Here is a 14062-nt window from a genome sequence, read left to right as displayed (position 1 = left end):
TGGTTAAAAACTGAACAATAGGAACCAAATAGTACCAAGCAGTACTTTGTCAGTTATTAAAAATGAAAATCAAGTATTGTAAATATAGAAAAATCCCGACAAACTGCGGGATTTATTTGGTTAGCTTTGTATATAAATGCCGCAGATTCTTCGCTCTCGCTCAGAATGACAAAAAAGTAACCGCAAACCGCCTACTGTTAACTGCCATCTGAATTGGGCACCCGGGCGGGCTATCCATTCATACACCTTCAGGCATTAACCACAGGCCGGTATCCATTCCTATCCCTGGTGCGTTCTGTCCGTTCCTTATTTTGTAAGTATATCGGGAGAACAGACGCATATTAATTCCTAGGTGTTTGGTTTTCAATATAAGCTATGCCATTATGGTTTTCAATTATTTTTACGGCATTAGTATTTGAAAATGTATGCATATATAAATGATGCGTTGTTAGTACTGCATCCTGAAGATCTTGGTTATCTTCCAAATTTGATACGTTCAAACCGACCTCGACACATTGAGTTTTCGAAATATGTCTGGCGTGGGAGTACTGCTCTTTATGATTAGAAAATGTCTTCATGATTTTTTCTACTCTTTCAGAGTCGCCATTACACATATTGAATTTTAACCAAGCAGAAACCATGCTTTCAGACCAAGCTATCGCTTGTTTGCATGCGCCTAAAAACGTAGGATGATATTTTCCTATTATTACTTGCCAAAGAGCTACAGACTGAGGCGTCGCTTTGATACTTTCTATGGCCTCATTAAATTCATCCACGACAGCTTGACAAGCTACGCCATTAAATTGAGGATCAATAGGACCTAAATTGGAGTGTTTGCCCATTACGATTTCCTTTGATGATAGAGCAATCATTGTTCCAGCTGACATAGAAATTTGAGGAACTATTACTCTAATATCTTTATTAAACATTGAATAAAGATAATCGACTAATGATTCGGTCGCAGCTAAGTCGCCACCTGGAGTATGTAGTATTAAATCCAGGCCTTTAGCTTTATCCAATTTATGTATAGCTAACATAAAACCGGATTTATCCTTATCATTTACAGCAGCATCAGGTGCTCCAGGCTTTTGTAACCAGCCAGAATAATAGGCAATTAGATTTCGGTTTGTTACTTCGCTAACTTTAGTTAAGTATTTTCTTCGAACTATGTCAAAAGGATTCTTACCAGGATTATCATTAGCAGCTTGCTGGATTTCCAACAAAGCTTCATTCCAATTAGGCATATTTGGTTTAGGAGTTAATAACTATCGTATTGCAGGAAGCTTTGACTGGGGTATTATCGTTATACAAAGTGAAAATTTCAAAGCTATCGCCTGGCTTAGACCATTGCTGTTGTATTAAAGCGTGGTTGGCATTTTGCATGATTGTTTCATAATCCTTCTCAAATCCCTTTGAAAAGTCTTCGATTGCTTTTTCATTTTTGGTAGACATGACTTTGAAGGTTAAAGAATTTGTAAAATTTTCCCGCATATATTTAGGTTAGGTTTTTATGCAATATACTAATTTTTAATGACTTATGCTAGTTATTTTTACGGATTTTGGTTCCGCAAAGATACATATTTCAATTGTTTTAAAAAGGTCATAATTTTCTAACAAATAAACAATTAGTGACCTTTCATCAATAATAACAATTTATTGTGTTCAAAAATTGTTTTAGCAAAAAAATATTCGGTTATAAAATTCCTAGATTGGCAGCACTAAATAAAAGTGTTGCCGAACAATTATTACATATATAGGCAACAAACGCTATTCCGTTATTCATAACATTGTTATTCTCAAATCTAGGGGCAAATACCAAGTCATTTTGTATTGTCCAACCTCTATTACCGCAAGCAGAACATCTTGCATTAGAGCATTTTTGATTAAAATTTGAATTGATTGTGTCGATTTGTTGTTGATTGAATGGCATAGCTGTGTTTTTTGATAAAACTATTAATCATAAATATTCTGGTCAACCCGTGTTTTCACGGTATTTTTCAACTAACAATTGGTTCACTTAAAGTCAATTGACATTTTTGTTGTCAAGCATTAAATTTGTTAATGCTGACATTTTATTTAATGACCGATCAACCAACCATCTGCCCCATCTGCGGAGCAAGAACCGATATCATTTCAGATTTCTATCACACCAATCTGAAGCTTTACATAAATGAATGCCTTAACATTCAATGTAAACATCTATTTTTAGAAGTGGAATCCTAAATCGGAATGAAAGAAGGTCAAAGACTTTGGACAAGAGACGAATTGATTTTAGCTATCAACCTGTATAGCCAAATCACGTTTGGTCAGATGCACCAAAGCAATCCTAAAATAATTGAACTTGCTAGCCTGATAGACAGAACGCCTGGCTCTGTCGCTTATAAACTTGTAAACTTGGCCAGTCTCGACCCGCGACTAAAACAAAAAGGCATGGTTAATGCCAGCAAACTCGATAGGACGGTGTGGCAGGAATACATGGAGCATTGGGATGATGTTTACATTGAAAGTGAAAAGCTCCGGGCATCGAAGAAGCACACCACAATAGAAAAACTTTACGATGTAAATCTGGACGACTACAAAGAAGTTGAAGGAAAAGAAGTACAGCGATTAGTCAAAGTCCGTGTGAACCAATCAATATTTAGAGAAGTAGTGCTTTCCAACTTTGATAACAAATGCTGTATTACCGGTATTAATATGGTTGAACTAATAGTAGCCAGCCATATTGCACCGTGGAGCGAGGACAAAAAGAATCGTTTAAGTGCACGTAACGGATTGGCTTTAAATATGCTTCATGATAAAGCCTTTGATAAACATTTAATAACCGTTACTGATGATCTGAAGATTAAAATATCTTCCAAATTCTATCCGAATAAGGACATTGAGAGCATCAAGCAGAACTTCATTGATATTGACGGCAAATCACTTATTCCGCCAAAGAAATTCTATCCCGACTCGGACTTTTTAAAAATGCATAATGACAGGTTTGTAGGATAAGTTCACTTATATCCGATTGACAACGTTACCTAGTCTTCCTACTTTGGCTTAATGCCGAATATCAAATTCAATTACCTCTATCGCGATGGTGCGAACTATAAGAAATTCAATTCGATAGTTTTTGAGAATGACCAATCTATCAGCTTAGAGGATTTGGAAACACTCATTAAATCGAAGTTGATTTATGGCGAGTGGTTCTATACTGAGCAATGGAAAATGCCTGAAATATTTCTGAGCACTTTTGATTTTAAAACCGACCCAACCTGGCATGAATTTGAATCAGTTGAGTACTGTGATGAACCGGCTAATTCAACTTTTACTTTGGCTGAGTTTGTCGGTATTTTGAGGAGCTTGTGACCCGGCATGTTCGCTCTGTATAGCACGCGATTGCTTCTTCGCCCAGCAGGCCGTTCATCGCAATGACATGATGGAGAAGTTTGCGTGAAGGATTGAAACGGATACAGGCCTGTGTGTAACGCTTGCAGGCGTATGAGTGTAAAGCCTGACCCGCTTCTATCAGCGGGACACGCCCAAATTTTTCAATACTAAATAAATAATTACGCGTTTAAGCGATTTTAATGCTGTAAGTAAATATTTGTAAAAGAACAGCTTTATCATCCTCGCAAATGATATGATGTTGCCGTTACTTACAAATTTACGGTAAGGGGGACTTTATTGTGGTGACAGTATATTGTCCAAGCTGAAAATATATCAACAGCAGGTGTTCATGAGCGTTCACGGCGTTCACGGGTTCACAAGCGTTCATGCGCGTGTGAACGAACACTTTTGGGGGTACTGGTGTTTATTTATTCTCTCCGCATCGTTACAATTTAAAGAACGGACAGAACGCGTGAAGGATTGAAACGGATACCGGCCAGTTCCAGTTGGCAGTTAGAAGTTAGCAGTTTGCATTTACCTTGATAATTTTAGAAGCAAATAGAGCGTAACGCCTGCAGGCGTATGAGTGTAAAGCCTGACCCCGATATTGATCGGGGGCACGCCCAAATAACAAGTATCATTTTTCGCGAGCACTGCAACACTTACCCGTTGCAACAACACATATTCAGCAAAAAATCTATCTTTGCACATGATAAAATCAATGACAGGGTATGGGATTGCCAGTTTTGATTCGGGCAGTACAAAATATACCGTCGAAATCAAATCCCTGAACAGCAAATTCCTCGAATTATCGCTCCGTATTCCAAAATCATTTTCCGAAAAAGAATTCCAGCTGCGTAACGAGTGCAATAAGCAGATCGAGCGTGGAAAGGTTAATTTATCTATCAATGTTGAGCAGGCTGACTCGTCAGTTAAAGCTGCTGGCATCGATAACGATTTATTGAAAAATTATTACAATCAGCTTAAAGCAGTAAGTGAAGAATTGGGCGAGCACGGCGGTAATTTATTACAGCTAGCGCTTGGGTTGCCGGAAGTAGTGAAGTATGATGAAGAATCTGTATCGGAAGAGGAATGGAAAATAGTTGAACGAACCTTTCAACAGGCACTTGCTGCTTTCCAGAAGTTCAGGGGCGATGAAGGCAATGTGCTGGAGCAGGATGTGAAAATGCGCATTGGTTCTATCCTGAAAAATTTGCAGGCGGTTGAGGTTGAGGAGCCGAAACGTATTCCCGTTATCCGTGAGCGTTTAACGCAATTTTTGGGCGAGGCTGTAGGACGTGAAAACGTTGACCAAAACCGCTTTGAGCAGGAGCTAATCTATTATATTGATAAGCTGGATATTACCGAAGAAAAGATTCGCCTGAAAAGTCATTGCGATTACTTTATCGAAACCTTGAAAAGCGCTGATGCCAATGGAAAAAAGCTGGGCTTTATATCGCAGGAGATCGGTCGCGAGATCAACACCCTTGGCTCAAAAGCCAACGATGCCAACATCCAGAAACTGGTGGTAGGCATGAAGGAAGAATTGGAAAAAATAAAGGAACAGTTACTAAATGTGTTATAGTTAGTTGGAGAGGTTGTAATGGTTGTAGAGGTTGAAGTAGTTATATTTCCAACGTTTACAACCCTTACAACCCTTACAACATTTACAACCATTACAACAAATACAACGAATGTCCAAGGAAGGAAAACTCATCATATTTTCAGCGCCATCCGGAGCAGGCAAAACTACCATTGTGCATAATCTGCTCACCAAAATACCTGATCTGGAATTTTCTATATCAGCAACCACACGTCAGGCAAGGGGTGATGAGAAAGATGGTAAGGATTATTACTTTATCAGCAAAGAAGAGTTTCTGCATAAGATCGCCAAGAAACATTTTGTTGAGTTTGAGGAGGTTTACTCGGGCACATTCTATGGCACTTTGCGCGAAGAGATAGAGCGCATATGGGCAAAGGGTAAAGCTGTGATATTTGATATCGACGTAGAAGGCGGATTGCACCTGAAGCGTAAATATGGCGAAGCTGCCCTGGCTATCTTTGTTCAACCGCCATCTTTAGAGGTTTTAAAAGAACGCTTGACTGGTCGTGGAACAGATAGCGCTGAGAAATTACAGGAACGGTTCGCAAAAGCTGAAAAAGAATTGAATTATGCCCCTCAATTTGATATTATCCTGAAAAATCACGATCTTCAAACGGCATGTGCAGAAGCTGAGTTGCTTGTTACGAATTTTCTCAAGAATTAATTAAGCCTGTGGTTGGTGGTTCATCTCGTGAACCATGAAAGGGGTTCCGCAGTCTTAGCAAATACTATTATTTGTGAACTATTAACCGTAGACTAAATGAAAATCGGTTTACTATTCGGGTCGTTTAATCCCATACATGTCGGGCATTTGATCATTGCCAACTACATGGCTAATCATACCACACTCGATAAAGTGTGGCTGGTTGTATCTCCGCAAAATCCTCTGAAAAAATACGGCGACCTGATCAATACCTACGACCGGCTGGAAATGGCCAAACTAGCTACCGACAATTCTAAGAATATTAAAGTCAGCGATGTCGAATTGAGGCTGCCACAACCATCGTATACAATCGATACTTTAACCCATTTAAAAGAGAAATACCCTGAGCACGAGTTCGCCATTATCATGGGTTCAGATAACCTGGGCACACTTCATAAATGGAAAAATTATAAGCTTATCCTGCGTGATTACCGCATCTATGTTTACCCGCGTCCGGGTTATGAAAATGCCGAATTTGCGTCGCATCCGTCGGTCACTATAACCATGACTCCATTGATGGAATTGTCAGCAACTTTTATCAGAAAATCTATCGCCGAAAAGAAGAATGTACAGTACTTTGTTCCCGATCCGGTGCTGGAATTTATCGAGAGCAAAGCCTTATATCGTAACGGCTGATTTACTTTGTAACATTCACAACTTCCGGAGCGTCTAATGCGTAATAGGCAACAAATAAATCAGTTAAGAATATTATGCAGCTTTCAAAAGACAACTTGCAACACTTTGTGAATAACATGCCCGAGAAGATCGACGTTCTGGAGCTTTTTGACAAGTTGTTGTTAATGGCCAAGATCGAGCACTCCACTCAACAAGAGAAAGCCCACACCCACCACGAAGAAGAATTGGAAAAAGAGATTGATCTTTGGGGGTAGTTTGATTTACGATTTTAGAATTACGATTTACGAATTGCCCTAAAACCTATCAGTCTAAAATCGTAATTCGTAAATCTAAAATTCCCTGACTATTTTTGCATCGTGAGCGAAAGAACCATCCTTAAACTGCAACTGCCTACCGACCCGCTGTGGGTAAAAAATGTTGTTGAAAGCAATATCGAGGAAATTTTAACCGATCATGCTTTTTGCGAGCAGAAGGCCGCAAGCAATGCCATAACGCTTATTGTTCAAAATCCGCAATTATCCGACCTGGTTCAGGAAATGGCAGCATTAGTGCAGGAAGAGATGGATCACTTTAAACGGGTGCATGATATCATACTCGAGCGTGGCTTTATTTTGGGAAGGGAGCGCAAGGACGACTACGTAAATGAACTTCGCAAGTTTTTAGGAACCGGAGGGAGCCGCTCGGTACAGTTAGTCGACCGCCTTTTACTTTCTGCCATGATCGAGGCACGCAGCTGTGAGCGCTTCAAGGTAATGTCGGAACATATTGACGATCCGCAGTTATCGGAATTTTATCATGAATTGATGATCAGCGAGGCAACTCACTATACTACATTCATCCGCCTGGCTAAGAAATATGCTGATGGGATAGATGTAGATAAGCGCTGGAAAGAGTTCCTCGATTACGAAGCGCAGGTGATACAAAACTACGGAAAAAGCGAAACCATTCATGGTTGATTCGTCTACACAAATGCCTTACTTACCGACACATTTTCATATACTGCGCAGGAATGTGTTGATTTGCATATGTTTAAGCTGAGGGCCTACGAGGTTGTTTTGCATATAGCAGGCTGGCTGCTGTTTATGGCCCTTCCGTTATTGTTTATCAATGGTGGGCAGAATAACGTGTTACTGCTGCTTAGCAAACCGATTTACTGGGTATTCTGCGGCACTTATGTGTTCCTCTTTTACTTTAACGCTTACCTGTTGATACCAAAACTGTTTCTAAAGAAGAAATACGTTTTGTACAGCATTATTATACTTGCTTTACTGGCCGGCACTTACTATTTAAAACCGTACGACCAGTTGATGAGGAGCACGCGTCAGGCAGGTATGCCTACCCAGATGCAGTCGCCTATGCGCCAACGGCTATTAGGCCACACAATGCCCGGTTCGCAATATCGCAAACAAATGCACCAACCGGGTGAGGACGGTCCGGGTGGACCGCCACCTCAGCCTGGAGATACGTTGCATCGATTTAATCAACTTAAAGATGATTGTGATACTTGTCAGCGTGTTGGCCCAATGGGACCTGGTGGTCACGGTCGGGGCTTTGGTCCTTATGGAGGACCACCACATTTTCAACCACAGCATAATGGTCCTTTCCATCCATTTGATGTGATCAGCTTTTTTATCTTTTTGATGATCGTGGCATTAAGCACGGCAATGAAGATCATGGAGCAATGGCGGATGACAGAAAAGCGTGCTATTCAGGCTGAATCGGATAAAGCCAGCGCCGAACTTTCTTTTTTGAAGGCACAGATCAATCCACATTTTTTATTTAATACGCTGAACAATATTTATACGCTGACCTTGATGAAGGATGATAACGCGCCTGATAGTATTCTGAAGTTATCTAACATTATGCGCTATGTTACTGATGATGCCATGACCGACTTTGTGCCACTGCAGCAGGAGGTCGATTGCATCAATGATTATATCGAATTACAGCGTTTACGTATTGGCGAGAAAACCACGGTTGATGTAGAAATCTCCGGCGATATAGATGATAAAAAAGTGCCACCGCTGATACTGATGACCTTTGTAGAGAATGTATTTAAATATGGAATAAGCAAGCATCACCAATCAAACATCACTATTAAGTTGAATGGTGATAATACAGGTATTTCTTTCTTTTGCCAGAACAGTATCTTCCCTGAAAAGAATGAAAAACATAGGGTTGGTATCGGTTTGAAAAACACTAAACAAAGATTGGAACACCTGTATCCCAACAAGCATATCCTCGATATCAATACAGACAACCATTTGTATACGGTTAAACTCATCCTGCAAACATCATGACAAGACTGAAATGTATTGCCATAGATGATGAGCCACTCGCGCTGAAGTTGATCGCCAGATATGTACATCAGTTCCCGGAATTGCAATTGGTACAGACTTTTGAAGATGCTATATCGGGAGCGGAATATTTGAAGCAGGGAACAATCGATTTGCTCTTCATCGATATCAATATGCCTGATGTGACAGGCTTGGAGTTGGTTCGGTCATTAGAGAAAAAGCCGATCATCATTTTCATTACGGCTTATAAAAACTTTGCTTACGAGGGATTTGAACTGGAAGCTTTGGATTATATTCTAAAGCCCATCGATGCTAAACGGTTTGCTAAAGCGGTAGAGAAAGCCATTGATTATTACAAATACAAACACTCTGGAGTTGATGAAAAGTCTGACAACAGCCTGTATGTTTACTCAGAATATCGTATGGTGAAAATCAGCCTGGATGATATTGAATACATTGAGAGTATGGAAGATTATATTAAGATACATGTTCACAATGCCAAAACCATACTCACCCTCATGCCTTTGAAAAAGGTATTGGAAAAACTCCCTCCCGAGAAATTTCAGCGTATACACCGCAGTTTTATAGTAGCTGTAGACAAGATCAAATCCATCCACAACCGTAAAGTACAGCTGGCCGATGCGGAACTGCCTGTAAGCGAAAGTTATATGGATTTTGTGCGCAAATGGATGAAATTTAAATGAAAAAGTCCTTTTTATCGGGACAAAACAACGATTAACCGACACACCATCAGTAGCTCCATCTTGTAACGATAATTTTACATCAGTTAATAAAATTATCAAACGCAAATTGATTAGCCGATGGAACGCAAGAATTTTTTAAAGACATTCGCCCTGATGGCCGCCGCCGGGCCGATGATCGTTGACGGTTGTAAGAAGGACTCTACTACCAAGACATCTTCTACTACAAGCAGCAGTACTTCAACCTCTACCAGTACATCCAGCACGTCGGGAAGTTGTATTGTCACTGCAGATGAGGTTGAGGGCCCATATCCTTATGTGGGTGGCGAGAGCACCAACCCACTTGATCGCAGCGACGTGACCGCCGGGCAGACCGGTGTGCCACTGACCTTGAGCTTTGTGGTAGTAGACGCAAGCAATAATTGTAACGTAGTAAGCAACGCCCGTGTGGATGTATGGCATTGCAATAAAGACGGCTACTATTCCGGTTACGCTAATCAGAACAGCTCACTGGGTACCAAAAGTTATGTAGGTGAAACCTGGCTGAGAGGGTGCCAGTTAACGGACTCAACCGGCGTGGCGAAATTCACCACCATCTATCCCGGTTGGTACGCAGGCAGGGCGACGCATATTCACATCGAGGTTTATGTGAATGGTGTAATGAAGAAGACCACTCAGATCTGTTTTTCTGAGTCGACAAACAATGTGGTTTATGCCAGCTCACTGTATTCTACCCACGGAGTCAACCCGATAACCAACGAGGCTGACAGCATTTTTGGTAACTCACTGACCGATCTGGCTAACGAAACCGTAGCGCTGACAGGCAGTGTAAGCGAAGGCTACAGTGGATCATACACCATAGGGATCAAATTGTAAAAATAAAAATGTAAGGAGATGAGCAAGGCAAAGATCAAAATAGTTTACAGGCAGGTAATTGATGAGTCGTGTTCCAGCGCTTTTGAAAAGGCTATTTTCCAGGCATCTTATGATGAGTTCCTGTTGAAATCACAAGCTTATAACAGCGAGGGCAAGTTTAAAACCTTCAGCAAGATAAAAGCGAATGATGGCAGGGCCAACTCATTGCATTACAAGCTTAGCTTTTCAGTAGGACATTTTGTTGCACAACTGAACAATAAGATACCCGTAATAAAAGATAACCGGGGCAATAAGATAGCCTTTGAAGTGGCAAATTTTGAGTTGGTCGAATCGCACATTGAGGATATTTCCCTGCATAAAGTGGCGATCAATTACGAGACCGGCTTGCTATCGCTGATCGAGATGATGGGCGAATACTTATTACTTACCAATGATGATGTTCCTGAAAATGGATCTGTCAATACTTTTGTTTTAAGAATGCAACCCGACTTGTCAATTGTAAGCTACGAGGAGATGAATCAGCCACAAATCATACTAAGTGCATCCTAAAAAACTATGGATTACTCCCCTTTTTTCATAACTGTGTTTTAATTTGAGCGTCTGCAATTAACCTGGCAGGCGCTTCTTTATTTCTGCGGAATTATGCCTGCTACATTTTGCAGGTAATTGTCGAGCATGCCCAGATCGACCACATCATTCATGTAGCCAATGTGCATATCGGGCCGTACCACAATTGCCATTTGTTTATGCGGATCAGCCTCGAAAGCCTCAAATACATCGACATTTTTGCCCGATGGCGGCAGGTAAAAGAAATTGAGGAAACCGGGATATTTAGTAGTGATCCATTTGGCGATGGTAAACAGAAACATTTCATCGAACTTGCCAAACACAATTAATGTAAAGCCAGGTTTGGCGCACCAGTCGTGCAAGTCGGTTTCTATTTCCTTTTTTTCGTCATAAACCTTCAGGTAAGGAACGCGGTCGCCGGCTTTTACTTTGGTGTTTTTAGCTAAATGCAGGTTAATGCTGTTTTCGCGATAGGAGATACCTATCTGCGAAACCTGTTTAAAAAACAAAGCGCTGATCCTTTTGCTGTTCCATGCTGTGTGGAGTATCCTGAAAAGGATGTGCTTCTTAAAGAATTGCGCCAGCCATTTTTTGGATAGTGCTATTTTAAATGCCTTGTCGGTACTGTTTAATAAACGTTTGGCAACAGGCATCCGTTCTTCCGCATAGCTATCAAGTATATGAGGCTGAATCTGACCATTGATCACTCCGGCCAGTTTCCATGCCAGGTTATAAGCATCCTGCAAACCGGTATTCATACCCTGGCCGCCCGCAGGGGAGTGGATATGAGCGGCATCTCCTATTAAAAAGCAACGCTGTTCACGAAATTTCTCAGCCATGCGGTGATGCAGCTTATAGGTAGTGAACCAGTTGGTATGTTCTACATTCAGCCTTTTTTTAGTGATGTCGTATAACGGCGGTAATATATCATCTATTTCAACATCTTCCCGTTGTTCAAACTCATGGGGCATATTGCCGATGAGGCGATAGTTTTGCTTTTCCGTCATTGGGAAGAAGCCCGCAAAACCTTGTTTATTCAGGAAGATCAATATTTGCTCCCCAGTCAAAAAATCTCCATCAAATATTGCATCCGCCAGGAAAAAATACTGCGGATATGTATCACCATTAAATGGCGCTTGTATCTGCTTGCGAACCGTACTATGCGCACCATCTGCACCAATCACCCAATCACATATCAAAGTGTGTTCACCCTCCTCATTTTTGATCCGGGCTATTACCGATCCGGGTTCCTGTTGTAAGGATATCAACGAGGTATTCCAATAAACCGGGCAGCAATTATAAGTGAGGTAATCAAGCAGCAACTGTTCATTTTTACTTTGCTGATAAACAAACACATAAGGATATGGTGTTTGCCCGATACCAACGTTGTGGAAGGAGAGCGATGCTTTTAACTTTCCATCATAATGAAAACGCAATCCTTCAGATGGCTTTCCATCGGCCAAAACCTTATCGATCACACCCATTTGCCGGTATATCTCTAACGACCGCGCCTGCACCGCTAACGCTTTGGATTGATCGGTTGGCCCCTGTTTGTCGTCAATGATAATGGGTTGAACGCCGTAACGCAGCAACTGTGCAGCCATCATTAATCCTGATGGTCCCGCCCCGGATATAAGTACTTTGGTTTGCTGATTGTTTATGCGCATCTATATCAGGAATGAAATAAAAGGAAAATTGTTGGCTTCTTATGAAGATCGGGTACTTTCTGCTTCCACTCCGCAATGGTTTTTGTTTGCACGAATTCATCTTCTGCTGTCAGGTTACAGGCAATACAAAGCCTGGTTTTTGGTGAGCAGGAACGTAGTATTTCCTCCAGCATCGGGTTATTGCGAAAAGGCGTTTCGATAAACAACTGCGTTTGGTTGTGACGCTGTGCCAATGTTTCCAGTTCTTTGATCTTCCGGCTGCGTTCAGCTTTATCAATAGGCAAATAGCCATGAAAGGTAAAACTTTGCCCGTTAAAGCCCGACGCCATTACAGCCAGCAAGATAGAACTTGGTCCAACCAAAGGAATTACTTTGATACCCCTGCGATGAGCCTCGGCTACAATTTCAGATCCCGGATCAGCTACACCGGGACAACCGGCTTCACTCATCAAACCTACATCGTTACCTGCAACCAATCCTTTAAAGAACTCGTTTATAGGTATATCGCGGTTATGTTTGCCATAGTCGTGAATGATGAGTTCGCTTTGCGGGGTGCGCAAACCGGCTTCTTTCAGGAAACGGCGTGCGGTTTTTTCGTTCTCCACAATGTATTCCTTCACCTGGTTAATGGTATCCATCAGGTATGGGGTGAACGATTTGGCAGCTGCCTGTTCGGCAAGTGGTACAGGGATTAAAAAAAGCGTTCCGGCAGGCATATTGCAAAGTTGGCTTTTTTGTCGTAAATTAATACATCGGATTTTGTCTTTATAAAAATGAAATCGTTAGGCATCAATTGGTTTATAGAAGGGGCGATAGATTTCGAGCACAAAAAATATATCCTGCTCGACTATCTGCAGGAGATCAACCGCCATTTTGATCGCAGCCGCCTGTACCCAAACCTGACCGACCTGATATTTCATTACAATAACCTGCTCGATTTTAAACATAACAAATCTACCCTGCAACAGTCTTTCCCGCAGCGAATGACACAGGCAGATATTGACGCAGTGAAGCTGACTTACGAGAAAATTATCCAGGATGATGCCTCGATGCACGAGATAGAAAGCATCATCTCATACGCGCTATACAAAATGAATCCGGCCATACAAACCGGCAAGGAGATATATGATTTTGTAGAGAGCCATCTGAATATTGACCCTATCGGCCTGGTTCCTCTAATGCCTTACAATGGTTACTTTTCGCTGAGAAACGGTAGGGAGCGTACCTATTGGGTGTACGAGTACCAGATCACTATTTTTGAAAATAAAGATGATAAATTCAGAGGCATCAATATTCAGTTTGTAGATACCTATGAGCAAAGCATCACTACCACTCCCGAGTTCATCAAACTTGACCTGATCAATAAACACAGGCATTTGCCTAATCCGGCAGTGTATTATGTGGCCAGCGATATCAGTTTTCCGTTAGAGCAAACTTTGTTGCCTGTAGCTAAAAGGAGCCTAGTTAAGTTTATTTCGAAAGCGGCATAACCCATCTTCTGTCATGCCGAACTTGTTTCGGTCATCCCACAGGACATTCACGCTTGCTTAGTCGACGATTTGCAGATAGCAGACATGCCTATCTTATACCTTTATGATGGGGTGCCGAAACAAGTTCACTGTTGTCCGGTAAAAGATTTT

The 14062-nt window shown here is 41.3% G+C and carries 17 protein-coding genes; 12 read left to right on the top strand and 5 right to left on the bottom strand.

The window, feature by feature from the left end; all coding sequences use genetic code 11:
• Positions 1 to 341: 341 nt before the first annotated feature.
• The 3 genes from VIM89_RS04095 to VIM89_RS04085 form a co-directional block, all read right to left on the bottom strand.
• Positions 342 to 1244, bottom strand: coding sequence for an SDH family Clp fold serine proteinase (locus VIM89_RS04095; protein ID WP_488154858.1), 903 nt, complete (start codon positions 1242 to 1244; stop codon positions 342 to 344).
• A 7-nt stretch (positions 1245 to 1251) separates the two neighbouring features.
• The gene (locus tag VIM89_RS04090) at positions 1252 to 1452 is read right to left on the bottom strand and encodes a hypothetical protein (RefSeq protein ID WP_488154857.1); all 201 of its coding nucleotides are present in this window, start codon (positions 1450 to 1452) and stop codon (positions 1252 to 1254) included.
• Positions 1453 to 1693: 241 nt separating this feature from the next.
• On the bottom strand, positions 1694 to 1930 hold the full coding sequence (locus tag VIM89_RS04085; protein WP_488154856.1) for a hypothetical protein: 237 nt from the start codon (positions 1928 to 1930) through the stop codon (positions 1694 to 1696).
• A 299-nt stretch (positions 1931 to 2229) separates the two neighbouring features.
• Here VIM89_RS04085 and VIM89_RS04080 point away from each other — a divergent pair, with 299 nt between their 5' ends.
• The 11 genes from VIM89_RS04080 (at position 2230) to VIM89_RS04030 (ending at position 10737) form a co-directional block, all read left to right on the top strand.
• Complete coding sequence (locus VIM89_RS04080) at positions 2230 to 2994, top strand: HNH endonuclease (RefSeq protein WP_488154855.1); 765 nt, start codon at positions 2230 to 2232, stop codon at positions 2992 to 2994.
• A 51-nt stretch (positions 2995 to 3045) separates the two neighbouring features.
• Positions 3046 to 3351, top strand: a complete 306-nt coding sequence (locus tag VIM89_RS04075; protein WP_488154854.1) for a hypothetical protein — start codon at positions 3046 to 3048, stop codon at positions 3349 to 3351.
• Positions 3352 to 4081: 730 nt separating this feature from the next.
• A complete protein-coding gene (locus tag VIM89_RS04070) occupies positions 4082 to 4957 on the top strand; it encodes a YicC/YloC family endoribonuclease (RefSeq protein ID WP_488154853.1) in 876 nt (291 codons plus the stop codon).
• A 109-nt stretch (positions 4958 to 5066) separates the two neighbouring features.
• A complete protein-coding gene (gene gmk / locus VIM89_RS04065; RefSeq protein WP_488154852.1) occupies positions 5067 to 5639 on the top strand; it encodes a guanylate kinase in 573 nt (190 codons plus the stop codon).
• 96 nt (positions 5640 to 5735) lie between these two features.
• Positions 5736 to 6314 carry a nicotinate (nicotinamide) nucleotide adenylyltransferase gene (gene nadD / locus VIM89_RS04060; RefSeq protein ID WP_488154851.1) on the top strand — a complete coding sequence of 193 codons (579 nt, stop codon included), beginning with the start codon at positions 5736 to 5738 and terminating at the stop codon, positions 6312 to 6314.
• Positions 6315 to 6421: 107 nt separating this feature from the next.
• Positions 6422 to 6568, top strand: coding sequence for a hypothetical protein (locus VIM89_RS04055; protein WP_488154850.1), 147 nt, complete (start codon positions 6422 to 6424; stop codon positions 6566 to 6568).
• 102 nt (positions 6569 to 6670) lie between these two features.
• The gene (locus VIM89_RS04050; protein WP_488154849.1) at positions 6671 to 7270 is read left to right on the top strand and encodes a MiaE family protein; all 600 of its coding nucleotides are present in this window, start codon (positions 6671 to 6673) and stop codon (positions 7268 to 7270) included.
• Positions 7271 to 7339: 69 nt separating this feature from the next.
• Positions 7340 to 8614: a sensor histidine kinase gene (locus VIM89_RS04045; RefSeq protein ID WP_488154848.1), complete on the top strand. Its 1275-nt coding sequence runs from the start codon at positions 7340 to 7342 to the stop codon at positions 8612 to 8614.
• Positions 8611 to 9315 (top strand): LytR/AlgR family response regulator transcription factor, encoded by a 705-nt coding sequence (locus tag VIM89_RS04040; RefSeq protein WP_488154847.1) that lies wholly within the window; start codon positions 8611 to 8613, stop codon positions 9313 to 9315. The genes VIM89_RS04045 and VIM89_RS04040 overlap by 4 nt, the downstream gene beginning before the upstream one ends.
• A 117-nt stretch (positions 9316 to 9432) precedes the next feature.
• The gene (locus VIM89_RS04035) at positions 9433 to 10188 is read left to right on the top strand and encodes an intradiol ring-cleavage dioxygenase (RefSeq protein ID WP_488154846.1); all 756 of its coding nucleotides are present in this window, start codon (positions 9433 to 9435) and stop codon (positions 10186 to 10188) included.
• Positions 10189 to 10206: 18 nt separating this feature from the next.
• A complete protein-coding gene (locus VIM89_RS04030; RefSeq protein WP_488154845.1) occupies positions 10207 to 10737 on the top strand; it encodes a hypothetical protein in 531 nt (176 codons plus the stop codon).
• A gap of 77 nt (positions 10738 to 10814) precedes the next feature.
• Here VIM89_RS04030 and VIM89_RS04025 read toward each other — a convergent pair whose 3' ends face one another.
• Together VIM89_RS04025 and VIM89_RS04020 are read right to left on the bottom strand one after the other, a co-directional pair.
• Positions 10815 to 12422 (bottom strand): FAD-dependent monooxygenase, encoded by a 1608-nt coding sequence (locus tag VIM89_RS04025; protein WP_488154844.1) that lies wholly within the window; start codon positions 12420 to 12422, stop codon positions 10815 to 10817.
• A gap of 5 nt (positions 12423 to 12427) precedes the next feature.
• On the bottom strand, positions 12428 to 13138 hold the full coding sequence (locus VIM89_RS04020) for an SAM-dependent methyltransferase (protein WP_488154843.1): 711 nt from the start codon (positions 13136 to 13138) through the stop codon (positions 12428 to 12430).
• A gap of 57 nt (positions 13139 to 13195) precedes the next feature.
• Here VIM89_RS04020 and VIM89_RS04015 point away from each other — a divergent pair, with 57 nt between their 5' ends.
• Positions 13196 to 13912 (top strand): hypothetical protein, encoded by a 717-nt coding sequence (locus tag VIM89_RS04015; protein WP_488154842.1) that lies wholly within the window; start codon positions 13196 to 13198, stop codon positions 13910 to 13912.
• The last annotated feature ends 150 nt before the right edge of the window (positions 13913 to 14062 follow it).

This window comes from Mucilaginibacter sp. (assembly GCF_036568825.1).
Lineage (GTDB): Bacteria > Bacteroidota > Bacteroidia > Sphingobacteriales > Sphingobacteriaceae > Mucilaginibacter.
This window is presented reverse-complemented; position numbering and strand designations above follow the sequence as displayed.